This window comes from Leifsonia sp. Y862, from assembly GCF_057669585.1.
This window is the reverse complement of sequence record NZ_JBYHFR010000001.1, coordinates 2,128,254-2,152,187: the sequence shown is the minus strand read 5'-3', so window position 1 is coordinate 2,152,187 and position 23,934 is coordinate 2,128,254. Positions and strand designations below refer to the sequence as shown.

Below are 23,934 nucleotides of genomic sequence, written 5' to 3'. Positions count from 1 at the left end.
GGTTCTCGATGTACGGTCGAGAACAACGTTCCTACGGGAACAAAACAATAATTGAATAGTGTTCCCAGAAGTTGTGGGGGCACGGCAATAATTGTCGAAACGACTTGACGATCACCCTTTGGGTGATTCATCACTAGATGTTTCGGCGGCTATAGCGAGAGGGAAACGCCCGGTTACATTCCGAACCCGGAAGCTAAGACTCTCTGCGCCGATGGTACTGCAGGGGAGACCCTGTGGGAGAGTAGGACACCGCCGGACTTAACTTAGAAACAACAGGAAAGCCATCCCTTCGGGGGTGGCTTTCCTGCGTTAACGCGGCCACAGCCAGGACCGTGTGAACCCATCCCATTGAGGGGTGGGTTTCTTGCGTTAACCAGGGCACCGAAACTCCTCCTGCGAGATGTGACAGGGCCGGTTCGGCCAAAGTTCCGCGGAATCGCGCCAGCGTTGGCAGCGTGGTGTGCTGACGTCGGTGGCGACGGCTAGTGTCGGTACGTGAATGAGATTGCCCCCACCCGCAAAGCGCTGGTTACCCTTCAGTTCCTCGGGATGGGCGTGCTGTGGGGCTCAAGTTTTCTTTTCATGAAGATCGCGCTCGACGGCGTCTCCTTCGGCCAGGTTGCCTGGACCCGCCTTGTTCTCGGAGGCCTCACGCTCGGCCTGATCGTGCTTGTCACCAGGCCACGCATCAACGGCGGGACCGTGCTCCCGAGGGAGCCCAAGGTCTGGCTGCACTTCCTGGTCATTGCAGTTACAGGCTGCGTCGTGCCGCACCTCCTGTTCGCGTGGGCGGAGCAATACGTGTCATCGAGCCTGGCCAGTATCTACAACGCGGTCACCCCGATCACCACGGCGATCATGGTGACGCTGGCCTTCAAAGTCGAGAAGCTGGGCCGGAGCCAGGTTGTTGGAGTGCTCATTGGCATCGTGGGCGTCGTCGTCATCATCGGACCGTGGCGCTATGCCGCCCTCACCGGAGATCTGTGGGGACAGCTCGCCTGCCTTGGCGCCGCGGTGTGTTACGGATTCACCTTCGGCTACACCCGCAAATACCTGAGCGGACGCCCGATCGCCGGGTCAACGTTTGCCTTCCTGAACATTGGACTCGCCGGGTTGCTCATGCTGCTGCTCACGCCGGTGATCGCCTGGCACCCCGTCTCATTGACCTGGCCAATAGTGCTCAGCCTGCTGGCCCTTGGCGCGTTGGGTACTGGCGTTGCCTATATCTGGAACATCAATGTGCTTCGCGCGTGGGGCCCAACGAACGCATCGACAGTCACCTACGTAACCCCCGTAGTTGGTGTTGTGCTGGGCGTCCTCATTCTCTCCGAAACGTTCTCCTGGCATGAACCGGTTGGCGCGGTTCTCGTGCTGGCCGGAATCCTGCTCACCCAGAAGCGCGTGCGACTGGCGTGGCTCGAAGCCGCGGGCCGGCGTTCCGTCGGCGAGGTGGGCTGAGCGCCGCCGTCACAAGACGACGTGTCAATAGCCTCGGGAATCCCGACGGGCCGGCCGCTCTCGTTTCGCTTCCCCGCGTGGTCGAATTCGGCACCCGCCAGCCGCTGCATTATCGTCGGACTATGACTGCACACGATGAGACGTCCACCAGCGAGACCACAGCGGCGCTCGAGGAGCTGAACGGCATCCGTCAGAGCATCGACAATATCGACGCGGCGCTCGTGCACCTTCTCGCCGAACGGTTCAAGTTCACCCAGCAGGTAGGACGGCTGAAGGCCGTCCATGGCCTGCCTGCCGCCGACCCCGATCGTGAGCGTCGTCAGATTCAACGCCTGCGCACGCTGGCAGAAGGGGCACACCTCGACCCAGCATTTGCAGAGAAGTGGTTCAACTTCGTGGTCGCGGAAGTGATCCACCACCACGTCAAGATCGCGGAAGGTGGCGAGAGCCCAGTCGAGTCCACGCCGGCGGAACAGCCATCGACCTCCCCTGCCACGCCGACGTCCTCGCCGGCGCCGCGCACACCGTCTCCGTCCGCCACTCCCATGCCGGGTGACCGGAGGACTCAGCAGTCGCAGGCCCAGGCCCGTCCGAAGCCGTCCCCCGCGCATCCTGCACAGTGACCTGGGATCCGGCGGCGCTGCCGTCCCAGGCCGGTAAGACGGTAGTCGTCACAGGCGCCAACTCCGGCATCGGCTATTTCACCAGTGAGTCGCTCGCGCGTGCGGGCGCTCACGTGGTGCTGGCCTGCCGAAACCCAGCCAAAGCGGATGCCGCCCTTGCGGCTATTCGCAGGCGAGTCGTTGGCGCATCCGTTTCGACAGTGCGCCTCGATACGTCGTCGCTGGAATCGGTTGATGCCGCGGCCGCGCGATTGCTGGAGCTGCCGCGGATCGATGCCCTGGTCCTGAACGCCGGCATTGTGCACCCCCCACGGCAGCGACAGGACAGCGTCGACGGGCACGAGCTGGTCTTCGCGACGAACTTTCTTGGACACTTCGCACTCACGGCGCGCCTCATGCCCGCCCTGCTGACAACGCAGGGAAGCCGGGTTGTGGCGTTGGGCTCGGTGATCTCGCGCCTACTGGATTCGACGCTTGACGACATCGAACTCGTGGAGAACTACAACTCGTGGCGGGCCTACGCGCAATCCAAGATCGAGATGCAGGTGTTCGGGTTCGAGCTCGATCGCCGCTTGCGAGACGCCGGCGTCGGCGGCCCCGCGGGCATGCAGTCGCTGGTGGCGCATCCTGGCTACTCCTTTTCAGGGCGCACGCCACGAGTCTCCGGAGTGAATGAGCCACGTCGTCGCAAGCGCTTTATCGACAACCTGCAGGCATCCGTCACCCAGGGCAAAGACCGCGGCGCCTGGTCGGTCGTGCGTGCGGTGGCAGACCCGGTGGCGGAGGGCGGCGAGTACTACGGACCCCGATTTGTGACCAAGGGCAGCCCTGCCCGGCAAATTCCAACGCCCACCTCACTCGACCGTGACGTTGCGAACAGGCTCTGGGCATACGCAGAGGACGCCGCAAGGGTCACATTCCCCGTCTAAAGAGCCCGTAGCCCCCTGCTGTCGGTTGTCGTCAAAGCCTTGAAGCCCCCTGTGATCGGGTGCACTATTTCAACCACATAAGGGGGCAACGTGTGCGCCGTACGTGCGACGTAATTCCGCCGCGTTGTGTCCCAGACACAACAGGGAGTGCCTGATGTTTAGAGCACAACGACTACGCATTTTCAGTATGACCGCAGCCGCCGTGTGCGCGGTTGCTCTAGTCGTGCCAGCTGGCGCGGCATTCGCGAGCGACGTCAACACCGGGCGGTCTCATGACCCATCCGAAGGCGGCGAAGACTGGCAAGATGGCCAGACCTGGTGGGATACGGATCCCACAGTGACGGCAAAAGCCCAAGCCCTACTCGCCCAGATGACTCTGGAAGAGAAGGTCGATATGCTCCACGGCGAGCTCAATAACGACTACGGCTTCTACAACGCCCCCATTGAGCGGCTGGGCATCCCGGCGCTCAAGATGACGGATGGCCGCAACGGCGTCCGGGTCGCCAACCCCGCCGTTCCCAACAAGGCGTCGACACTCTTGCCCTCCGCCGTCAGCGTGGCTGCGGCGTGGGACACGGATGTTGCCGCAAGTGCCTCCGAGATAGACGCAGACGAGACATTTAAGACCGGGCAGAACATGGCCCTCGCTCCGTCGCTGAATATCGCTCGCGCGGCGCAGAACGGCCGCAACTTCGAGTCCTACGGAGAAGACCCGCTGCTGCAAGGAAAGCTCGGTGGCGCCTATACGCTGACGACGCAGAACTATGGCGGCGTGATCGGCAACCTGCAGGATTGGTCGACGTACACCCAGGAGACGAATCGTCTGACGGGCCTGAACGCAGTGGTCGACGAACGTACCCTGCAGGAGATCTACAACCTGCCGTACGACACCGCAATCAAAGAATCGCACGCTGCCTCCGTGATGTGCGGTTTCAACAAGGTGAACGGCGACTACTCGTGCGGTAGCGACTTCCTGATCAACCAGATCCTCAAGACGCAGTACGAGTTCAACGGCTGGGTCGTGACCGACTACGGTGCCAATCACGGCACACTCGAAATCCTCGCCGGCCAGGACCAGGAGATGCCAGGTAACTTCACACCGTCGGAGCAGCCAGGAACGTGTGAGTTCTGTGGGCCGCTGATTGACGCTGTCAACGCCGGCACCGTGCCGATCAGCCGGATCGACGATGCAGTGCTCCGGATTCTTCGTCCGATGTACGGACTGGGAGTCTTCGAGAACCCGCAGCAGATCACACCGCTGCCCGCTGCAGAGCACAACGAAGAGTCGGCCGAAATCTCCGAGCAGGGGATTGTGCTGCTGAAGAACGAAGATGATGCGCTTCCACTGAGCGACGAAGATATCGGATCGATCGCTGTGATCGGCTCTGATGCTGACGTGGTTGTACAGGGTGGCGGAAGCTCGCACATCCAGAACCCGCTGGTGAGCACCTCACCGCTTCAGGGGCTGCAGACGCGAGCCGGTGAGGGGACAGACGTCACCTGGACGAGCGGGTCAGACCCTGTCACCTCGACGGCGCTTTTGCGTGGCGAACAGCCGATTCCGTCGGACTTCCTGCGCAGCGAAACCGGCGAGAACGGGCTGACGGCCAAGTACTACCTGAACCAGGACTTCTCTGGGACGCCGTACTACGACCGCGTTGATCCGTACGCTGGATTGCACGGTGGCTTCTCGATCTACGACGGGTTGAACGCCAACTCGCCGCACTTCCCGCCACAGGCGCAGGCGCTCGACACCAACATGTCGGTGCGCTGGTCTGGTTCAATCGTGGCGCCGGTCACCGGCGCATACGAGCTGCAGGTTGTCACCAACGGAGTCACGACCCTCAACGTCGACGGCGCCGATGTCATCTCGACCCAGGCAGTCACGCCGAACGCGAACGCGTGGAACCAGATTGCGACCTACTCCATCAACATGGAGGCCGGTTCAACCCACCCGATCACGCTGTCGTACGTGTACGACACGAGTGAGGCCTGGAACCAGCAGGGCTCGAACATCAAGCTCGCGTGGACCCCGCCGGCTGGCGTTGTTGCTCCTCAGGCCACCGCTGCAGCTGAGGCTGCTGCCAACGCCGACGTGGCCGTGGTGTTCGTTCGGGACTACTCCACAGAGGGAACAGACCTGCCGACGCTCCAGCTGCCGAACGGGCAGCCAGAGATGATCCGTCAGGTGGCTGCGGCCAACCCCAACACGATCGTCGTGCTGACGACCGGGGCGGGGACCCAGGTCTCTGATTGGCAGGACGGAGTCGCCGGTCTGGTGCACTCCTGGTATGCCGGGCAGAACCAGGGCACGGCAATCGCCAGCATCCTCTATGGCGACGTGAACCCGTCTGGGAAGCTGCCGCTCACCATCCCGGTGGACGACAGCCAGACGCCCACCTCGACACCGGCGCAGTTCCCAGGAATTGACGCGGTTGCAACGTACAGCGAGGGAGTCCTCGTCGGGTATCGCGGATACCAGGCATTGGGCATCGAACCGTCGTACCCGTTCGGTTACGGGCTGTCGTACACCTCGTTCGACTACTCGAAGCTTCGCCTGTCGTGCAGGACCTGGGAGGTGACCGCGCCACGTGCCAGTGACGATGTTGCCGACTTCGAGGCGGAGAGCCCCGACCAGGCTGCTGCGTTCAGCAGTACTTTCGGTGGCGAAGGCTCCCGAAATGGACACTGGAACAAGGGCTGGGGCAAGGACTGGGGTTCGAAGTGCAAGGACGGACAGTTGACGGCAACAGTCAGGGTCACCAACACCGGTGACACTGCCGGGGCCACGGTGGTGCAGGCGTATGCGGGCGAACTGGTCGGTGCACCGGTGGTCACGGCGCCGAAGTCGCTCGCGGGCTGGTCGAAGATCACGCTCGAACCGGGTGAGAGCCAGAGGGTTGAGATTGCACTCGACACCAAGGCGTTCTCGTACTGGGATGTCAACACCGACAAGTGGGTGACACCGGCCGGAGACGTACCCGTCTTCGTCGGTTCATCATCCGCGGATACCCCGCTGGTGGAGACGGTGCGGATCCGTTAACACGCGCGGTTACGGGGTCTAGGCCTAGGCCCTGTAGGGAGCCGGGGCGGCAGGGAAACCTGACCGTCCCGGCTCTCGTCTGCGCGAAGGCAGCGACCGGCTGATTGTTCAGCCCGTGCCCGCGGCCACGACAGGATTATTCGCTGAGGTTGTCGCTCAGGATCTCGAGCACTGTCGACCGAGTGGTGCGCGCCCGATCGCCGAGGCGGTTGGCGATCACTTCAACGAGCGATTCCAGCAGGATCACGTGCGGCACCCGCGACGTATGCTCCAGCTCGTGCCTGAACGATCCTCGCGCCGGTGCAACGACCAGCGCGACATCTGCCAGGTTCACCAGCGGGGACGCGGCGAAGGATGTCACCACGATGAGAGCGGCGCCGGTTTTTTGCACGGCGCGTGCAGCCTTCAGGCTCGACTCGTTAGCGCCACTGCCGCTGACGATGAGGGCAGCATCCGTTTCACCGAGCTGACGGGCAGCGATCTGCTGGCCGATCGAATCGGCGACGAACTCGGTCGGGCGTCCAACGGCGGTGAGGCGCATGGCCAGATCCGATGCAAGCGGCGACGACAGCCCATTGGCTAGCGCGAGGAGCCTGGTCGCCGACGTCATCCGTACGACGGCCTGCTCCACGGCCGACTCGGTCAGTGCGCTTGCGATCTGGGGCAGCGACGCCGCGAGTGTGTCGATGTCAGAGCGGATGCGTCCCAGTGCCGACTCGCCATAGTCGGGGGTGCGCCCACCGAACTGGGCGAGCTGCCTGGTGAGCGCCACGCGCAGCTGGGGGTAGCCCCGATAGCCAAGACTCTGGCACGTACGGACGACCGTAGACCGTGCAACGCCCGCACGATCGGCCAGCTCTTGGGCCGTGAGTTCGAGCACACCCTCCGCATCGTCGACGATGAGCTCAACCACCCTGCGTTCGCTCGGGTTGAGCGAATTGAGTACGGTGGCGATGCGGGTCGTAACGTTGGCGTCAGGGTTATCTGTCCAGCTCACGAATTGATGCCCCTTCGGTGATACGTCTGCGAATGGCACCCGACACAGCGTCGAGCGCCATAGTCACAACCACGACGACGAGCAGCAAAACGCCAACTGTCGACCATTCCCGATATTGAGTGTACGAGGTGAGCATGTCGCCGATGCCCCCGACACCAATCAAACCGAGAACGGCAGATGACCGAACGTTGATCTCAAATCGGTACAGCCAAAACGAGATGAAATCGGGCGTGACCGACGGCCAGACTCCCCATCGGATCACCTGCACGGTCGACCCGCCGGCCGCGTGCACAGCCTCGATCGGGCCGGGATCTGCACCCTCGATCGACTCGTAACCCCACTTCCCAAGGGTGCCGACGCTGTTCAGGGCCAGCGCGAGCGCCCCGGTAAGCGGCGTCAGTCCCGTGACCGAGAGAATGATGATGGCGATGATGATTTCTGGCACCGCACGGATGACGGCAAACAATACCCGTAGGATCCAGCGGGTCGGTGCCGGCGCGAATCCACGAGCGGAAAGGAAGCTGAGCGGGAGCGAGATCACGAGACCGATCACTGTTCCGACCCATGCCATCTCGACCGAGCGCCAGGTTTGGTACACTGCTTCGCCGAGCTTGTCCCAATTGGGGTTCGAGAACATCAACCAGAGGTAGCGCACGACATCGGCGGGCAAGCTCGACAGCCTGCTCCAGTTGATGTCAATGGACCAGAACGCGACGACGACGAGCACGGTCACAATTGCCGTGGCCGCAAGCCGCCCCCAGCGCGCAGGCTTGGCTGGGAGCGTCAGCGCGTGGTGGAGATCCTGCTTTCGGTCGTTCGACCGTGCGGGTCGGACGGGCTTTTCGAGTGTCATACCAGCCTCCGTCGGATGGCATCGCTGATGGCGTCGATGACGACGACCACGATAAGGATTTCCAGGATGATCAGCGAAAGCTGGTCGTAACGGTAGAAGGTGCGGACGGCATCGATGAGCAGTCCTAGCCCGCCGGCACCGACGAGCCCGAGCACCGTTGACGCGCGCACGTTCAGCTCGAGCACGTAGAGGGTCTGATTGATGAAGGCCGGCATGGCATCCGTCAGAGCAATGGCGCGGTTGATCTGCAGCTGCGTGCCGCCGGCAGCGCGACCGGCCTCAAGGGGTCCTGCGTCGTTGGCCTCGATCGCCTCAGACACCATCTTCACGATGATGCCGACGTTGAACAGCACCAGAGCAATGATTCCAGGCAGCGCGCCAACGCCCACCATGGCAACCAGAATGGATGCGTAGAGCAGGTCAGGAATAGAACGCACCGCGTTCAGGATCGTGCGCACGGCGCCGCGGGTCCACTTGTGCGGGTTCGTCAGCCGTGCAGCCCAGAGGCTGAGCGGCAACGAGATGACGGCACCGATGAACGTCGCGATGATCGCCATCTGCAGGGTCTCGACAAGTGGCGGAATGGTGCGGGGGAAGAATGACCAGTCGGGCTGCAACAGCTCGACGATCTTGCCTGCGCCGTTTTGCCAGTTGCGGGCAATCGCATCAAAGCTGAAGGCGATGCCCCACTGGGGGCTGAGCGTGATTGCCGTGATGACGAGAACGACAGCTAACGCGAACCACGGTTTCCAGCGGCCACGAGGCTTCGGCGGCAGGTCGAGCGCACTCACGCGTTGAGCACATCCTCGCGCTCGATCGAGCGGCCGTAGATATTCTCGAACACCGCATCACTTGCGGTGGCTGCCGGTCCGTCATAGACGACTTCCCCAGCGCGCAACCCGATCAGGCGAGTGCCGTACTGCCTGGCCAAGTCGAGCAGGTGCAGGTTGGTCAGCACGGTAATCCCGAGCTCCTGGTTGATCTGACGCAGGTCACGCATCACGCTGTGCGCGGTGGGTGGGTCGAGACTGGCAACCGGTTCATCTGCCAGTACGAGCTTGGGTTGTTGCGAGAGCGCCCGAGCGATTGCCACACGCTGTTGTTGACCGCCGGAGAGCGACGAGGCCCTGTCGTATGCCTTCGCCAGGATCTCTACACGGTCGAGAGCTTCGAAAGCGATCTGCTTGTCCGACGCCTTGTACAGCCCGAGCAGGGTGCGCCAGGTCGGCGTGTGGGCGAGGCGTCCGACGAGCACGTTGTTGAGCACGCTGGTGCGGCGAGCCAGGTTGAAGCTCTGGAAGATCATTCCGATCTCACCACGCAGCTGACGCAGTTCCCTCCCGCGGGCGGACTGCAGCGCGTGTCCGCCGACCTCGAGTGAGCCTGAGGTGATCGGAACGAGGCCGTTGATCGTGCGGATCAGGCTGCTCTTGCCCGAGCCAGAGAGCCCGACAACCGACACCATCTCACCGGCCTCGATGTCGAGCGAGACCTTATTGAGCGCAATGACGCCGTTCGGGTAGCGCACGGTGACGTCGCGCATCGTGATCGACCAGGGGGCCGTGTCGCTGGCGGCTGAAACCGCCGGCGCGGCGGCCGGGGCGTGTGCCCCGGTCGCCGCGATGGAGTGTTGCTCGGTCATGGACTACTGCAGACCCAACTTCTTGGCGGCATCCGCGACAACGCTCAACGAGGCGGGATTGGCCGGTGCGAGCTTGGTGATCGAGTAGATCGAGGTGAGCACCTTCGAGCCTTCCTCGGTCGCGGAGTAGTCGGCGAGGGCATCGGTGATCTTCTGCTGCAGGGCAGGTGAGAGTTCCTTGGTCACGGCGACGCCGTCGTTCGGGATCTCCTCGCTGAGGGCGAAGACGACGACCTTCTGGCCGACATCCGAGGTGTCCTTCATGACGATGTCACGGGCATCCCAGAAGCTGAAGCCGACCTCAGCATCACCGTTGTACACGGCGAGAACGGAAGCGTCGTTGGCGGTGACCGGGATCTGCTGAATGTCGGAGTCGATGTCGAGCCCGGCGTTCTTCAGGGCCAGCATCGGGTAGATGTATCCGGCCGGAGAACCTGGGCCGAGCACGGCGACTTTTGCGCCCTTGATCTTCTTGATCGAGTCGAGACCTGCCGGGCCGGCGAGGGCATCGGCACCGTTGCAGTACAGCTTGCCGTCGCGCTCCACTGGGGCGTCATCGCAGTACTTGTCCGGATCGTTGGTCATGAACTGGGCCGGATACGTGATGTTCCCGTTGCGCTCGGTCTGCAGAACGACGGATGCGCCATAGCGGTCGCTGGCCTGCCACAGCTGGAGCGACGGCAGGAACCCGATCTGTGCCTGGCCGGCACCCATGGCTTCGACAGCGGCCTGGTAGTCCTTTGACACCACGCCGGTGACGGGAATGCCGAGTGCTTCAGTGAGCATGTCGGTCAGAGGCGCAGCGGTGTCGACAAGTCCAGCCTGGTCCTGTGACGGAACGAGGGCGAGGGTCAGCGATGTCGGGTCGGCTGCGGCCTCTGGAGTCGTCGACAAGTCGGTGGTGGCTGCCGAGCAGCCGGCCAGGGTGACCACGGCGAACGACGCGAGAGCGGCGAACGAAAGGGCTTTCTTAGAGAACACGTGTCTACCTTTGTTTGATGTGTTGAACAGGGTGGAAGTGCGTGGAACGGATGGGGATGGGGTGAAACGGGTACTGCGTCAGTCAGGTACTGCGTGGAACGGATATCGCGTGGTGAAGTTGGGGTTACGTCGTTGCGCCAGCGGGAATGGATGCCGGAGCGGTGAGCCAGGCTCGAATCTGGGGGTAGAGGTCGATGATGCGCTCGGCCCTGAACGTGGGAGTCGCCTCGCGGGAGGGACTGTCTCCCACCAGCGCCGTGCTCGCGCCGCGCCGATGCGCGGGAGCCAGGTCGTTGACCCAGACATCACCGATGCTGAGGAGCGCCTGAGCGGGAGATGCGCAGCGTCCGCTCGCGTCGGGCGCCAGCGCTCCGACCCGATCGAGCCAGGTGTCGAGAATCGCGTCGAGGCCGACGGGCTTTCCCACTGAGGTGTATACGATGTCGAAAGCGTCGGAGAGACCGAGGCTGGTGATGGCTTCGCTGATGCGGATGTCGGGGGCGTTGGTTGCCAGGACAATGTGCGCGTACTGGCGTGCCTCGGTGAGGAATTCGGCCAGTCCGGCCGGCGCGATCACTGGTGCCGCATCCGTTGCCAGATCAAGGCGACTGCGCAGATACGCGCTGTCACGATCGGCAGCTGTGACGGGGTACTCCTGCGACAGCAGTCGAACGAGGTCGTAGCCATCGATCGGCACAGTGCCGTTGACGGTGCGCGCGGCGGTGTCGGTGTCGACGTCGCCGTTGTCGCTCACGTGGGCCTGAAGCGCCAGGCCGTTGTCGACGTCGGCCAGGAACGCTGCGGCGTCGTTGATCGGAAGGCCATCGGCGATGAAATTCGCGTACGAACGCACCGGTCCGAGTCCGAGGGATACCGTCCCATCAAAGTCGAAAACCAGCACTCGATCGCGACGTGTCACGCTCATCCTTTCGGCTTGGCCACGGGAATCGTGGACGCGATGTCCACAGTATGGGCGAGTTGTGGACGCAATCACTATCTTTGGTTACGAGCACGTGAACAATTTTTTGCTCTGCGCCCACACCGACGAACTGGCCGCGCTGTCTAACATGGTCAGGTGATGTTCGAGCAGATTGTGCAGGATGCGCGGGCCGGTCGGTTCGCGTCATGGGGCTGTTCGACGGTCGTCGACGAGAACATCGGCGTTCCGGTCATCGAACGTGCCGAGTTCGATCATCTGCATGCCGCTGCCGGATTGGACGCGCACTGGCCGATCGGCAACGCCGGGCTGATTCACGTCTACGGCTACCTGCTGTCGACTGTCGAAACGCCGTATGGGCTGAAGCGGGAGCGCTGGGAAAAGGGAGCGTTGGCCCGCGCCTGTTCCTTGCCCGCCGACGCGTTTCTGCTGGCCGATGCCGCCGCAGCCGGCGAGACGGTGCTGCAACGGGTGACCGACGTGCTGGTGGCGCACCTGGAGAATCCGAGCGAGGCGAACGGTGACGTCCTGGTCTTCGATGACCAGGCTCCGACACACCCCGCCACCTTCTTTCGCACTGTTGTCATACGTAGTGCCCCGAGTGCGCCGGCCGCGCTTGTGTATGGCGTGCACGACGGGGAGCGGATGCGAGCCATCACGACGTTTCCCCTGGCATCCGTGTCGGCAGAGTCACTCACCGCCCTCGAGCATGACCCTCCGCGGATGCGCTACAACGCAGCATCTGCGCCCGGAGGGGCTCCGCACCTGTTGCCGCGCTCGCCACTGGTTCGCGTCTAGCTCGTGTCTGGTTCGCGTCCAGTGCGCGTGGCAACGCGACCGATTTGCCCTCGCACGAAGTGTGGCGCGGGTGCGGGAATGCCAAAGGCGGGCCCGACAAGAGCCGGGCCCGCCTTCGGCGAGTAATGCGCGAGTAGAGCGAGTCGACTAGCCGCCGACGACGGCGCCGAACGCCGCAGGCAGCGTGCCGCGGTGGCGGGCCTGCAGCTCGTCAAGCGTGATGGTGAACTGGTCCTGGATCTCAATGCCAGGAGCCGTGGCATCCGTGACGCCGATGCGCAGCACCGGGTAGTTTCGGCCTTCGCAGAGACCAATGAACTTCACGTCGTCTTCGCGCGGGACTGACACGATGACGCGTCCGGCCGACTCCGAGAACAGGGCAACGGATGCGTCGATACCGTCACGCTCGCAAATGTCACCAATCCAGACGCGGGCGCCGACACCGAATCGCAGCACGGCTTCGGCGAGGGCCTGGGCAAGGCCGCCTTCGCTGAGGTCGTGTGCGCTGTCGATGAGCGAGCCCTGCGATGCGGCGTGCAGGAGTCCGCCGAGGACGGCTTCCTGGGCCAGGTCGACGACGGGCGGGCGGCCACCGAGGTGGTCGTGCACGACGCCGGCCCACGCGGAGCCGTCAAGCTCTTCGCGGGTGATGCCGAGCAGGTAGATGTTGTGTCCGTCGTCCTGCCATCCGCTCGGAACGCGGCGGGCCACGTCGTCGATCACGCCGAGCACGGCGATGACGGGCGTCGGGTGGATCGGCACATCGCCGGTCTGGTTGTAGAACGAGACGTTGCCGCCGGTGACGGGAATCTCAAGCTCGAGGCATCCGTCAGAGAGGCCTTCAACGGTCTGGCCGAACTGCCACATGACCTCTGGGTTCTCTGGAGAACCGAAGTTGAGGCAGTCGCTGATGCCGACAGGCACGGCGCCGGTGGCCGACACGTTGCGGTAGGCCTCTGCAAGGGCGAGCTGCGCGCCGCGGTACGGGTCGAGCTGGCAGTAGCGTCCGTTGGCGTCGGTCGCGATGGCGAAGCCGAGTCCGGATTCTTCGTCGATGCGGATCATGCCGCCGTCGTCGGGGAAAGACAGCGCCGTGTTGCCGAGCACGTAGTTGTCGTACTGGTCGGTGATCCAGCTCGGGTCGGCCAGGTTCGGCGAACCGAGCAGCGCGAGGTACTGCTCGCGCAGGGTTGCAGCATCCGTTGGGCGGGGCAGAGCGGATGCCGTGTCGGCCTGCAGTGCGTCGAGCCAGGTCGGGTACGCGACGGGCCGGTCGTAGACGGGGCCGTCGACAGCGACCGTGCGGGGATCGACGTTGACGATCTCTTCGCCGTGCCAGTTGATGATGAGGCGGCCGGAGTTGGTGACCTCGCCGAGCACGCTGGTTTCGACGTCCCACTTGGTGGTGACGGCGAGGAAGCCCTCGAGCTTGTCTGGTGCGACGACAGCCATCATGCGTTCCTGGCTCTCGGACATCAGAATCTCTTCAGCCGTGAGGTTCGGGTCGCGGAGGAGCACCTTCTCCAGCTCGATGAACATGCCACCGTCGCCGTTCGAGGCCAGCTCGCTCGTGGCGCAGGAAATACCTGCTGCACCGAGGTCCTGGATGCCCTCGACGAGCTTCTCTTTGTAGAGCTCCAGGCAGCACTCGATGAGTACCTTCTCGGCGAACGGGTCGCCAACCTGGACGGCAGGTCGCTTGGTCGGGCCACCCTCGCTGAAGGTGTCAGAGGCGAGGATGGAGGCCCCGCCGATGCCGTCGCCGCCGGTGCGCGCACCGAACAGGACGACCTTGTTGCCGGCGCCCGTCGCGTTGGCCAGGTGCAGGTCTTCGTGGCGCAGCACGCCGACCGAGAGTGCGTTCACGAGCGGGTTGGCCTGGTAGACCGAGTCGAAGACCGTCTCCCCGCCGATGTTTGGCAGGCCGAGGCAGTTGCCGTAGAACGAGATGCCGGAGACGACGCCGTGCACGACGCGAGCAGTGTCTGGGTCGTCGATGGCACCGAAGCGGAGGGCGTCCATCACGGCGACCGGGCGGGCACCCATTGAGATGATGTCGCGCACGATACCGCCGACGCCGGTCGCGGCGCCCTGGAACGGCTCAATGTATGAGGGGTGGTTGTGGCTCTCGATCTTGAAGGTGACGGCCCAGCCTTCGCCAACGTCGATGACGCCGGCGTTCTCGCCCATGCCGACCATGAGGTTCTTCTTCATGGCGGGGGTGACCTTCTGGCCGAACTGCTTCAGGTAGTTCTTGGAGCTCTTGTACGAGCAGTGCTCACTCCACATGACGGAGTACATGGCGAGCTCACCACTCGTAGGGCGGCGGCCCAGAATTTCGCGGATCTTGGCGTATTCATCAGCCTTGAGCCCGAGAGCGTCGTACGGCTGCTCTTTCTCGGGAGTGTTGATGGCATTCGAGACGGTGTCAGCGACGGCTGAAACGGGGGTACTCACGAGGCGAGGGCTCCTAGATCGAGGGCGTGCCGGTCGGCTCAATTCTAGCTGTTGGCAACCGGGGGCCATTTCCGGTGCCAGCACGCGATTGAGAGGCAATCGACAGCCTGCAATGGAAGGATAAGAAGCACCATGCACGAACGCGCCGAACCACAGAGCCTGCCGCCTAGTCTCGAAGACCTTGCCACAATCCGGCAGGAATTTGAGGGGCTGATGCTGCGCTACAAGTTCGGCATCGACGAGATGATGACCAAGATCAACATTCTCAAGGAGGAGTCGGCGCACCTGGGCGACTACACGCCCATCGAGCATGTCGAATGGCGGCTGAAGAGCCCTGCGAGCATCCTGAAGAAGGCGGCACGCAAGGGCGCCCCCGTGTCGGTCGACGGCATCGCCGAACGGCTGCACGACATTGCGGGAATCCGGATCACGTGCAGCTTCATCTCCGACACCTATCGCGTCCTTGAGATGCTGGCCGCCCAGCACGACGTGAGCGTTCTTGAGGTGCGTGACTACATCAAGACGCCGAAGGCCAACGGCTACCAAAGCCTGCATCTCATCGTTGAGGTGCCGGTCTTCCTCTCAGCGACCACCCACCAGGTCAAGGTCGAGGTGCAGATCCGCACCATCGCGATGGACTTCTGGGCGAGCCTTGAGCACAAGATCTACTACAAGTACGACGGTCATGTTCCGCAAGACCTGCTTGACAGGCTTCGGGATGCGGCCGAGACAGCCAGTCGCCTCGACCTCACCATGGAGCACCTGCACGACGATGTGAAGGCGCTCGACGTCGGCACCGATCGCAAGGGGAAGGCTGACCAGCCATCGCAGGATCGCATTGACCTTCCCGACAGCCTGCTGCGCATTTTCTGGGCTGACGCGTTCCGGCCGGATGCCCAGCCAAATGCTGGCCCGGCGCCAGCACCGGTCGAGGTTGAACGACCGTTCAACTCCGAGGTGTGATCAGACAACGCTCTGCATAGTGCCCTGGCTCTGGCCCCGGCCCAGTCTGCCGGTCAGCGCGCAGCGAAGGCGGCGACGCGGGCGCGGGACTCCGTACCGTCAAATGCGCGGCCGATCGTGACAGCTTCATCGTCGAGTGAGGCCTGGAACGAGCGGGCCGCTCCGGCGTGCAGAAGCCGCTTGGCCTGACCGAAAGCGGCGGTGGCACCGTCGAGCCAGTATGCCGCGATTTCAGCGGCACGCTCTGGGACGGCCTCGGGGGCGACGACCTCGGTGACGAGCCCCCAGTCCAGCGCTTCCGTCGCGCTCAGCATGCGCGGGGTGAGCAGGAGCTCCGCCGCGCGTCGACGGCCGACGGCCTCGGGCAACAATGTGCTCACACCGCAGTCGGGGGTCAGCGCGATGTCGGCGTACTTGCTCACGAAGCGCGCCTTGTCCGAGGCAACGATCACGTCGGCGACGAGCATGAAGCCGAGTCCTCCGCCCGCGACGGCGCCGTGCACCGCGGCGACGATCGGCGTGCTGCTCTCTCGAAGCAGTCGGTGCCCCTCGTGGATCAGATCGGCGAGCCGGCGCACGCCGTCGCCGGCGCTCGCCTCTGTCGTGCCCAGCTCTGACATGGCTTTGATGTCGCCGCCCGCACAAAACGCGCGGCCTTGTGCATCGAAGAGCATGGCGCCGATGTCATCGCGGCCCGCGATTTCGGCGGCGATGTCGCGCCAGCGTTCTGCGGCTTCGCCATCGATTGCGTTGAGGCGGTGAGGGCGGTTGAGGGTCACGTGGGCGAGTCCGTCGGTCACCGTGAAAAGGATGCTTTCGCTCATGGCTACACCGCGACCCGCACCCGCAAGTCCTTGCGCAGAATCTTGCCAGAGCTCGACTTCGGAATCACGTCGATGAACTCCACCCGCCGCACCTTCTTGTGCGGCGAGACGCGCTCCTCGACGTATGCCATCACATCCTCGCTCGTCACCACCGCTGCGGCCGTGATCACCACGAACGCCTTCGGAATCTCCTGACCGTCGTCATCGAGCACCCCGATCACTGCGGCGTCGGCGATCAGTGGGTGTGTCAGCAGCAGGGCTTCGAGCTCGGCCGGCGCGATCTGGTAGCCCTTGTACTTGATCAGCTCCTTGCTGCGGTCGACGATTCGTACGACTCCTTCCGAGCTGACCGTTGCAATGTCGCCGGTGTGCAGAAAGCCGGCGGCATCGATCGTCTCCTGGGTTGCCTCGTCGTTGTTCAGGTAGCCGAGCATGACGTTCGGCCCGTGCACGAGCAGCTCGCCCGGTTCGCTCACCCCCTCGGCTGGCACCTCGATCTCTGCGCCCGTTGCAGTGGAGATCAACTTGCAGATCACGTTGGGAATGGTGAAGCCGACCGAGCCCGCCGGCAGGTCGAGCGCGTTTTGCGGAATCAGATGTGTGACAGGGCTCGCCTCTGTCATCCCGTAGCCCTGCAGCATCCGGCAATCGAGACGGTGTCCGACCGCGTCCGACAGGGCGGCGTCGAGCGGCGCGGCGCCCGAGAGAATCGTGTGCACGCTCGAGAGGTCGTAGGAATCGACGAGGGGATGCTTCGCCAGGGCCACCGCGATCGGCGGGGCGATGAACACATAGCTGCACGTGTGATCCTGGATGATGCGCAAGAACTCGGGCAGCTCGAACTTCGCCATCGTCACCAGTCGGGCGCGCTGCTTGAACGCGAGGTTCAGCAGCACCGTCATGCCGTAAATGTGAAAGAACGGCAGCAGCGCGAGGAGCCGGTCGTCGGCAACGACGGTGAGCAGGTTGCGGGCCTGTTCCACATTCGCGACCAGGTTGCGGTGGCTGAGCCTGACGCCCTTGGGGTGGCCGGTCGTGCCAGAGGAGTATGGCAGCACCGCGACATGGGTGGCGGGGTCAAACGAGACGGCGGGGGCATCCGCGCCCTCACCGATCAAATCAGCAAGCGACGGATGCCCCGGCGCGCCATCGATCACGATGAGATGCTCGGCGTCAAGCTCGACCGCCGAGGCTGCCGGCTGCGCGGAGGCCAGCAGCGGCGAGATGGTGATCAACCACGTCGCGCCCGAATCGGTGAGCTGGTTCGCCACATCGTCGGGCGTATAGAGCGAGTTGATGGTCGTGACGGTGGCGCCGGAGCGCAGGATGCCGTGGAACACGCTGGCAAAGGCCGGAATATTCGGGCAGAGCAGGCCGACGACGATGCCGGGTCCGACCCCACGATTCGCGAGAGCGCCGGCAATGCGGTTGATCTGCTCGATCAACGTGCGGTAGCTCATGCTCGCACCCGACGCCCCGTCGACAATTGCCACCCGGTCGAGATCGGCGCCGGCCAGATCGCCGAAGAGGTAGTCGTCAATGCTGAGTTCGGGAATCGTGACGTCGGGGTAGGGACTCTGGAACACGACAATCTCCTTTGATTGGGTGAGCACAGTATGCCTGCTTTACACGTTTGTCGCCACGGCACGAGGAGACATTGAAAACGCGCCGAGGTGTGAACGTCCTACTTGCTGCCGCCGGGAGGGCCGACGATGAGCAGCACGCTCATGATCACAACGACGGCCACCACAAAGAGGACGGCCAGAATCGCCGGGTGTGTGAGCATCCACCGGAGAACGCGACGGACCCACGAGGCGTCGCGCGGGTCATCCGTCGCCTCTGTGTGCCAGTGGCCAACGAGCCTGCGATTGCGGTCAAGCCAGATGTCGAAGGGGATCGTGGCGTACGGCACGATCGCGGTGAAGACGGCGAGCACGATGAGCTTGATGCTCCAGCGCTGGTTGATGCCGACGAGAACGGCCGTGAGTGCGTAAGTGATGAACACGAAACCGTGGATCGAACCGGCGATCAGCACGGGTAGCCCGCCCAGGTTGGCGGCGTACTTCAGGATCATTCCCGTGATGAGGAGGGTCCAGGTCACCGCCTCTGCGATGGCGACGGTGCGGTAGAACAAGCGGGGAGACACGGGGGCAACACTCCAGGAAATGCATCAATGAAAGGGGATACTTCCATTGTCGTATGCGGCGCTGTGCGCTTGCATCGTACGAAAGTTGGCTCGCACTCCCGCAATCAGGGTGAGGCGGCCCACGAGAGGCGCCCCACGAGAGGCGGCCGGTGGCATCCGCTCGCAAGAAATCGACCCAAACTCGCGGGTTTAGGTCGATTTCAGGCAGGCCGGCATCGCCGATCAACAGCCGCAGCAGCGTTTCCCGCCGAGACTCAGCGCCGACCCGAATGAGCGCGAGGGCGCGGAGGGCGGCACGCTTGCCGGGTCCCCGGAACTGATGAACCCGCGCAACGAGGGCCTCTAGCGTCAGGTGCGGACGGACATCGTGGCTGTCCACCACCGCAGGGACACACACGAGGTAGTCGCCGACCGCGACGAGGTCCGGCACGGACAGCGTCGAGGCGAGTTGCAGCCAAACGGATGCCGCATCCGCTGTGCGAAGGCCGTGCCGGGTGACGGCATCGCACGTGCTCGACGGCAGTTCGTGACCGCACACGCCCCGGGTATGGGGCGGACGCATCGGGGTGATCGTGGACACGTGCAGGAGGTCCGGCGATTCGAACTCGCGAGGCAGTGGGGCTCCCCAGAGGTGAGCCGCCGTCGTATGGCTGAAGAATTGGCCGCTGCGCATCCGGATGGAGTAGGCGAGCGCGCGAGCGATCACCGGGTCAGGGTGCGGCGATATGCCCCGGACGCCGTGGAACGGGCGAGCCAGATCCGCTCCTCGAAGTCGTCCCTCTCCCAGCCCGGCGTCACGCGCGGTCTCAACCAGGAACGGGCGATTCTGCAACAGGGGAGGAATGGGCACGCGCTTGGGCATGCGAACAGGATGCCGACCGAGCGCCGGGCACGCGGAACTTATCCACAGGCGTGGGATGAGGTGGGCGGCATCCGCTCGCAAGAAATCGACCCAAACTCGCGGGTTTAGGTCGATTTCTTGCGACTCGATGAAGTGGAGGGTGGGAGACTCATCGTTCGACGTGCGCAGTGACGCGGGTTGCGGAACTACAGGGCTACGCGCCTACGAGCGTCCGCTCGATCACGGAGGTGAAGAACGCGAGGCCATCGACGCCTGAGCGCATGGCTGTCGCGGTGTCTGGACCGAAGCCGGCCTCGACGGCGTGCTCGGGGTGCGGCATGAGGCCGACCACGTTGCCGCGGGCGTTCGAGACGCCGGCGATGTCGTTGAGGGAGCCGTTCGGGTTCACGTCCAGGTAGCGGAAGACGACCTGTCCTTCGCCCTCGAGGCGAGCCAGGGTCTCGTCAGAGGCGATGAATGCACCCTCGCCGTTCTTCAACGGGATGGTGATTTCCTGGCCCTGGGTGAATCCACCGGTCCAGTCGGTCGAGTTGTTCTCGACACGCAGCTTCTGGTCACGGCGGATGAACTTGCCGTGGTCATTGCGGATCAGTCCGCCGTCGACGAGGTGTGCCTCTGCCAGCATCTGGAAGCCATTGCAGATGCCGAGTACGGGCATCCCCTTGTTCGCCGCATCGATGACCTCGGTCATGATCGGGGACAGGCTGGCGATAGCGCCGCAACGCAGGTAGTCGCCGTAGCTGAAACCGCCGGGAAGAACGAGTGCGTCGACGCCGTGCAGGTCGTGGTCGCCGTGCCAGAGCGCGACGGGTTCTGCTCCAGCCAGACGGATCGCGCGCTGTGCGTCGCGGTCGTCAAGCGAGCCGGGGAAGGTGACGACGCCGATGCGCATTAGTGCGTCTCTCCGGCTGGCGCCTCCAGCACGTGGATGCCGATGACGTCTTCGATCACCGAGTTGGAGAGCACGGTGTCAGCGAGCTTCTGCACCTCGTTCAGGACCGCGTCAGTGACGTGTCCCTCGACGGTGATTTCGAAGCGCTTGCCGACGCGGACGCCGGTGAACGTGGACTGGCCGAGACGACCGAGGGCGCCGGCGATGGCCTTGCCCTGCGGATCAAGCAGCTCGGCCTTGGGCATTACTTCTACGACGATGGTAGGCACAGTTCACTCCAGAGGGCGTCGACGGTGGATGCCTCGATTCTACAGGCCGCGCAACGTGTCCCGAATCGCGGCGATTCCCTCGTACGTTTCGACGAAGCTGGTGCTGAGCGGTGAGAGACCGATGCGCAGCCCCTCCGGCGCCCGGAAATCGGGGATCACATCCTGGGTCCACAGTGCTGCCGTGACCTGCCGCATCGCCGGGTGATCGATGGTGACGTGGCCACCGCGCCGGTCGGCGTCGCGCGGTGACGCAACGGTGACACCCAGCGGGGCGAGCCACTCATCGACGAGGTCGATCGCGAACTCGGTCAGCGCAACGGACTTCGCCCTGAGCGCGTCGATGCCGGCCTCGTCGATCATGGCGATGGTGTCCTGCATGGCCAGCATCCCGAGGATGGCCGGCGTGCCACTCATGAAACGACGGATGCCGGCGGCCGGCACAAAGTCCCGCCCCATCAGGAAGACATCCGCGTTGGCCATCCAGCCCTGGATCGGCTGGGCCAGGGAGTCCTGCAGATCGGCACGCACGTAGCCGAATGCCGGCGAGCCAGGGCCGCCATTCAGGTACTTGTACGTGCAGCCGACGGCGAGGTCGACGCCGGCGGCATCGAGATCGATGGGGACGGAACCGACGGAGTGGCAGAGATCCCAGAGCACGAGCGCGCCGGCGGCGTGCGCAATCTCGGTGATGGCGCCCATATCGGCCAGGAACCCCGAGCGATAGGCGACGTGGCTGAGCAGCACGAGTGCGGTGTTCTCGTCGACCGTCTCGCGCACCTGGTCTGGTGTTACGCCGGCTGACAGGTCAACGTCGATCCATCGCAGTGTGAGGCCGCGTTCGGCGGCAATTCCCTCGACGATGTAGCGGTCGGTCGGGAAATTGTCGGTGTCGAGCACGATCTCGGTGCGGCCTGGTCTGGCATCCACTGCTGCCCTGGCCAACTTGTAGAGCATCACCGTGGTTGAGTCGCCAATGGCGACCTGGCCGGAGGCGGCGCCGAGGGCTGCAGCGCCGAGCGCGTCACCGATTTCGAACGGCAGGTCCATCCACTGTTCATCCCAACCGCGGATGAGTCGACCGCCCCACGCTCCGGTAATGAACTCGGCGATGCGGTCTGCGCTGGCGCGGGTCGGGCGGCCGAGGGAGTTTCCATCGAGGTAGACGACCGACGATCCGGCCCTGGCCGCTGGCGTCGCGGCGTTGCGTGGCTCTGCATCCGGCTGCGGGTCGTCGATTCCGATGAAGCGACTGCGGTAGTGAGCCAGTCCGTCGATGCGGTCCATGCGTCGCGCGAAGGCGAGATGACGGTCGAGGGCGTTGGAGGAGGCGGCATCGGTGCCGGCCGGCGCTGGGATGGGTGCTGCGGCGTGTGCTGGGGAGCGCGGTGTCAGGGGCGGGGTGGCGTTCGTCATCGGAGGTCCTCACGTTCGGCCGCGGTGAGGGCTCTGGCTGTGCAGATCCACGCGGCGAATTCGGCCGGGTCAGCCGGCTGCTCGGTTGGTAACACGGTAGTGCGCGCTGAACGGAGTGGAGCGGCAGGACGCGCACGGGTGCCGGCGTCGGTACCTGTGCCACTACCGTTTGCTAGACCAATGCCCTCTGCGCAGAGAGCGGCGATGACCTGGTCGTGCGACAGGCCGGCGGCCAGCAGCGCCGCAATTTCCCGTTGGTTGAGACCGACAGGAAGCGGCCCGTTGCCGAGATCGGTGCCGTAGAGCACGCGTCCGTCGTGCCGGTTGAACCGGCGGAGATTGTCGCTGGCGCGGTCGTAGTCGTCGCCGTAGTCACCCCAGCCGTGGATGTCGAGGGTGCTGATCCAGGTCATCCGCGTCGCCATCGCGGCAATCACATCGTCGGGCAACCGTTCGGTGAACGGCGTGTGTGCCAGCGCGTCGACACCGGCCAGATGCGCGGCAAGTGCTTGTCCGGCACCCTCTGCATGAGCGACGACCGGCAGTCTCCGCTCGTAGGCGCGGTGCACGATGGCAGCGAGCACGTCGGGCTGCAGTGCAGGGCCGGCCGAGGTGTTGAGCGCGACTTTGATGACGGATGCGCCGGCATCGACCTGCGCGTCGACCGCTCTGGCGGCATCCGCTGCCCCGGCGATCTCGCAACTGCTGCCTGCGGGCGCCCACGACTGCCTGCTCGGGTACCCGCCGGGAGCGGTGAGGAATTGGTTCGCGTATGCGACGTCTGGCAGCGCAGCATCGACAGCGGATGCCGGCCGCCATCCTCCGAGATCGACGACGCGGGCGATCCCGCCGTCGACGAGCGCGGCGGGATCGATTAGCGCGAGGTGAACGTGGGCGTCCTGGAAGCCGGGCAGCTCCGTGATCGTCATCGGAGTCGCGCCGCTGTCACGAACCGATTTCGGTGCGCACGGCAAAGAGCTCGGGGAAGAAGGTGAGCTCGAGCGCTTTCTGCAGGAAGGCCGCCCCGCTTGAGCCACCGGTGCCGTGCTTCATGCCGATAATGCGCTGCACGGTCTTCAAATGCCGAAAGCGCCAGAGTTGGAAGTTGTCCTCGAGGTCGACGAGCTCTTCGCAGGCTTCGTAGACCGCCCAATTTGCCTCGGCGTTCTCGTAGATCGAACAGAAGACCGGGATCAGCTCCGGGTGCAGGGTCCAGGCCAGGGTCACGTCGCGTTCGGTGACCTCGGTCGGGATCGGGTAGCCAGCGCGCTGCAGGTAGCGCAAAAACTCGTCGTAGAGACTGGGAGCCTCCAGCATCTCGGTGAGAAGTGCAGTGGCCGCCGGGTCGCTCTCGAAGACGCTGAGCATGCGGCGGTTCTTGTTGCCGAGCGCGAATTCCACCGCTCGATACTGGTACGACTGGAATCCGGACGAGTTCCCCAGGAAGCCCCTGAACTGGGCGTACTCGGAGGGCGTGAGCGTTGCGAGCACCGACCACTGCTCTGTGAGGGTGCGCTGGATGTGCTTCACGCGCGCGATGGCTTTGAGCGCCGGCGGCAGCTGGTCGTTTCGCAGGTATGCGGTGGCGGCGCGCAGCTCGTGGATGACGAGCTTGAGCCACAGCTCCGTGGTCTGGTGCTGCACGATGAAGAGCAGTTCGTCGTGGTGCTCAGGCGTGCTCACCGGGCGCTGGGCCGCCAGCAGGGTGTCGAGATCGAGGTAGGAGCCGTAGCTCATCCGCTTCGCAAAATCTGTGACGATTTCAGGTTCGAAATCGCGGGTGTTGTTCTCGACCGACATCGGGCTCCATCTTCTGGGGTGGGCTGGTGGATGACGCCGTGCCCGTT

General features: G+C 64.3%; 20 protein-coding genes, 1 rRNA gene and 1 pseudogene. 7 read left to right on the top strand and 15 right to left on the bottom strand.

The window, feature by feature from the left end; translation table 11 throughout:
- The first annotated feature begins 141 nt into the window (after positions 1 to 141).
- The 5 genes and pseudogenes from rrf (at position 142) to AC25Z0_RS10125 (ending at position 6,053) form a co-directional block, all read left to right on the top strand.
- Positions 142 to 258, top strand: a 5S ribosomal RNA gene (rrf, locus tag AC25Z0_RS10145).
- Positions 259 to 495: 237 nt separating this feature from the next.
- Positions 496 to 1,458 carry a DMT family transporter gene (locus AC25Z0_RS10140; RefSeq protein WP_488133092.1) on the top strand — a complete coding sequence of 321 codons (963 nt, stop codon included), beginning with the start codon at positions 496 to 498 and terminating at the stop codon, positions 1,456 to 1,458.
- A gap of 122 nt (positions 1,459 to 1,580) precedes the next feature.
- Positions 1,581 to 1,895: pseudogene (locus AC25Z0_RS10135) on the top strand (chorismate mutase); the annotation flags it as partial.
- A 182-nt stretch (positions 1,896 to 2,077) separates the two neighbouring features.
- On the top strand, positions 2,078 to 3,010 hold the full coding sequence (locus tag AC25Z0_RS10130) for an SDR family NAD(P)-dependent oxidoreductase (RefSeq protein WP_488133091.1): 933 nt from the start codon (positions 2,078 to 2,080) through the stop codon (positions 3,008 to 3,010).
- Positions 3,011 to 3,197: 187 nt separating this feature from the next.
- A complete protein-coding gene (locus AC25Z0_RS10125; protein WP_488133090.1) occupies positions 3,198 to 6,053 on the top strand; it encodes a beta-glucosidase in 2,856 nt (951 codons plus the stop codon).
- Between the two features lie 136 nt (positions 6,054 to 6,189).
- Here the strand turns inward: AC25Z0_RS10125 and AC25Z0_RS10120 are convergent, their stop codons facing one another.
- The 6 genes from AC25Z0_RS10120 to AC25Z0_RS10095 all read right to left on the bottom strand — a co-directional run bounded on the left by AC25Z0_RS10120 (position 6,190) and on the right by AC25Z0_RS10095 (position 11,445).
- Positions 6,190 to 7,050, bottom strand: a complete 861-nt coding sequence (locus AC25Z0_RS10120) for a MurR/RpiR family transcriptional regulator (RefSeq protein WP_488133089.1) — start codon at positions 7,048 to 7,050, stop codon at positions 6,190 to 6,192.
- A complete protein-coding gene (gene phnE, locus AC25Z0_RS10115) occupies positions 7,034 to 7,903 on the bottom strand; it encodes a phosphonate ABC transporter, permease protein PhnE (protein ID WP_488133088.1) in 870 nt (289 codons plus the stop codon). The genes AC25Z0_RS10120 and phnE (AC25Z0_RS10115) overlap by 17 nt, the downstream gene beginning before the upstream one ends.
- Positions 7,900 to 8,694 carry a phosphonate ABC transporter, permease protein PhnE gene (phnE, locus tag AC25Z0_RS10110; RefSeq protein ID WP_488120324.1) on the bottom strand — a complete coding sequence of 265 codons (795 nt, stop codon included), beginning with the start codon at positions 8,692 to 8,694 and terminating at the stop codon, positions 7,900 to 7,902. The genes phnE (AC25Z0_RS10115) and phnE (AC25Z0_RS10110) overlap by 4 nt, the downstream gene beginning before the upstream one ends.
- Positions 8,691 to 9,545: a phosphonate ABC transporter ATP-binding protein gene (gene phnC / locus AC25Z0_RS10105; RefSeq protein WP_488133087.1), complete on the bottom strand. Its 855-nt coding sequence runs from the start codon at positions 9,543 to 9,545 to the stop codon at positions 8,691 to 8,693. Before phnC ends, phnE (AC25Z0_RS10110) begins: the two co-directional genes overlap by 4 nt.
- Before the next feature lie 3 nt (positions 9,546 to 9,548).
- Positions 9,549 to 10,526 (bottom strand): phosphate/phosphite/phosphonate ABC transporter substrate-binding protein, encoded by a 978-nt coding sequence (gene phnD / locus AC25Z0_RS10100; protein WP_488133086.1) that lies wholly within the window; start codon positions 10,524 to 10,526, stop codon positions 9,549 to 9,551.
- 124 nt (positions 10,527 to 10,650) lie between these two features.
- A complete protein-coding gene (locus tag AC25Z0_RS10095) occupies positions 10,651 to 11,445 on the bottom strand; it encodes an HAD family hydrolase (protein WP_488133085.1) in 795 nt (264 codons plus the stop codon).
- A gap of 159 nt (positions 11,446 to 11,604) precedes the next feature.
- Here AC25Z0_RS10095 and AC25Z0_RS10090 point away from each other — a divergent pair, with 159 nt between their 5' ends.
- Entirely contained in the window at positions 11,605 to 12,261 is a 657-nt protein-coding gene (locus AC25Z0_RS10090; RefSeq protein ID WP_488133138.1) for an amino acid deaminase, read from the top strand.
- Between the two features lie 147 nt (positions 12,262 to 12,408).
- Here AC25Z0_RS10090 and purL read toward each other — a convergent pair whose 3' ends face one another.
- Positions 12,409 to 14,718: a phosphoribosylformylglycinamidine synthase subunit PurL gene (gene purL, locus AC25Z0_RS10085; RefSeq protein ID WP_488120328.1), complete on the bottom strand. Its 2,310-nt coding sequence runs from the start codon at positions 14,716 to 14,718 to the stop codon at positions 12,409 to 12,411.
- Positions 14,719 to 14,850: 132 nt separating this feature from the next.
- Here purL and AC25Z0_RS10080 point away from each other — a divergent pair, with 132 nt between their 5' ends.
- Entirely contained in the window at positions 14,851 to 15,681 is an 831-nt protein-coding gene (locus tag AC25Z0_RS10080) for a GTP pyrophosphokinase (RefSeq protein ID WP_488133084.1), read from the top strand.
- A gap of 53 nt (positions 15,682 to 15,734) precedes the next feature.
- On the opposite strand, the gene AC25Z0_RS10075 is transcribed toward AC25Z0_RS10080, so the two are convergent.
- From AC25Z0_RS10075 to kynA, 8 genes are all read right to left on the bottom strand, one after another.
- The gene (locus AC25Z0_RS10075; RefSeq protein ID WP_488133083.1) at positions 15,735 to 16,505 is read right to left on the bottom strand and encodes an enoyl-CoA hydratase/isomerase family protein; all 771 of its coding nucleotides are present in this window, start codon (positions 16,503 to 16,505) and stop codon (positions 15,735 to 15,737) included.
- Positions 16,506 to 16,507: 2 nt separating this feature from the next.
- Positions 16,508 to 18,091: an AMP-binding protein gene (locus tag AC25Z0_RS10070; RefSeq protein WP_488133082.1), complete on the bottom strand. Its 1,584-nt coding sequence runs from the start codon at positions 18,089 to 18,091 to the stop codon at positions 16,508 to 16,510.
- A gap of 98 nt (positions 18,092 to 18,189) precedes the next feature.
- Positions 18,190 to 18,651: a DUF3817 domain-containing protein gene (locus AC25Z0_RS10065; RefSeq protein WP_488133081.1), complete on the bottom strand. Its 462-nt coding sequence runs from the start codon at positions 18,649 to 18,651 to the stop codon at positions 18,190 to 18,192.
- Between the two features lie 1,055 nt (positions 18,652 to 19,706).
- On the bottom strand, positions 19,707 to 20,405 hold the full coding sequence (purQ, locus tag AC25Z0_RS10060; RefSeq protein WP_488133080.1) for a phosphoribosylformylglycinamidine synthase subunit PurQ: 699 nt from the start codon (positions 20,403 to 20,405) through the stop codon (positions 19,707 to 19,709).
- Entirely contained in the window at positions 20,405 to 20,674 is a 270-nt protein-coding gene (gene purS, locus AC25Z0_RS10055) for a phosphoribosylformylglycinamidine synthase subunit PurS (RefSeq protein WP_488120334.1), read from the bottom strand. Before purS ends, purQ begins: the two co-directional genes overlap by 1 nt.
- Before the next feature lie 39 nt (positions 20,675 to 20,713).
- Complete coding sequence (locus AC25Z0_RS10050; protein ID WP_488133137.1) at positions 20,714 to 21,958, bottom strand: kynureninase; 1,245 nt, start codon at positions 21,956 to 21,958, stop codon at positions 20,714 to 20,716.
- A 125-nt stretch (positions 21,959 to 22,083) separates the two neighbouring features.
- Positions 22,084 to 23,016 (bottom strand): amidohydrolase family protein, encoded by a 933-nt coding sequence (locus AC25Z0_RS10045; RefSeq protein WP_488133079.1) that lies wholly within the window; start codon positions 23,014 to 23,016, stop codon positions 22,084 to 22,086.
- Between the two features lie 16 nt (positions 23,017 to 23,032).
- The gene (kynA, locus tag AC25Z0_RS10040) at positions 23,033 to 23,887 is read right to left on the bottom strand and encodes a tryptophan 2,3-dioxygenase (RefSeq protein ID WP_488133078.1); all 855 of its coding nucleotides are present in this window, start codon (positions 23,885 to 23,887) and stop codon (positions 23,033 to 23,035) included.
- Positions 23,888 to 23,934 lie beyond the last annotated feature (47 nt).

Excerpts from the sequence above, each read along its gene's own strand:
- AC25Z0_RS10125 (WP_488133090.1), top strand. The coding sequence starts at position 3,198 with ATGACCGCAGCCGCCGTGTGCGCGGTTGCTCTAGTCGTGCCAGCTGGC.
- phnE (WP_488133088.1), bottom strand. The coding sequence starts at position 7,903 with ATGACACTCGAAAAGCCCGTCCGACCCGCACGGTCGAACGACCGAAAG.
- phnC (WP_488133087.1), bottom strand. The coding sequence starts at position 9,545 with ATGACCGAGCAACACTCCATCGCGGCGACCGGGGCACACGCCCCGGCC.
- AC25Z0_RS10090 (WP_488133138.1), top strand. The coding sequence starts at position 11,605 with ATGTTCGAGCAGATTGTGCAGGATGCGCGGGCCGGTCGGTTCGCGTCA.
- AC25Z0_RS10080 (WP_488133084.1), top strand. The coding sequence starts at position 14,851 with ATGCACGAACGCGCCGAACCACAGAGCCTGCCGCCTAGTCTCGAAGAC.
- AC25Z0_RS10075 (WP_488133083.1), bottom strand. The coding sequence starts at position 16,505 with ATGAGCGAAAGCATCCTTTTCACGGTGACCGACGGACTCGCCCACGTG.
- purQ (WP_488133080.1), bottom strand. The coding sequence starts at position 20,405 with ATGCGCATCGGCGTCGTCACCTTCCCCGGCTCGCTTGACGACCGCGAC.
- AC25Z0_RS10050 (WP_488133137.1), bottom strand. The coding sequence starts at position 21,958 with ATGGACCGCATCGACGGACTGGCTCACTACCGCAGTCGCTTCATCGGA.
- AC25Z0_RS10045 (WP_488133079.1), bottom strand. The coding sequence starts at position 23,016 with ATGACGATCACGGAGCTGCCCGGCTTCCAGGACGCCCACGTTCACCTC.
- kynA (WP_488133078.1), bottom strand. The coding sequence starts at position 23,887 with ATGTCGGTCGAGAACAACACCCGCGATTTCGAACCTGAAATCGTCACA.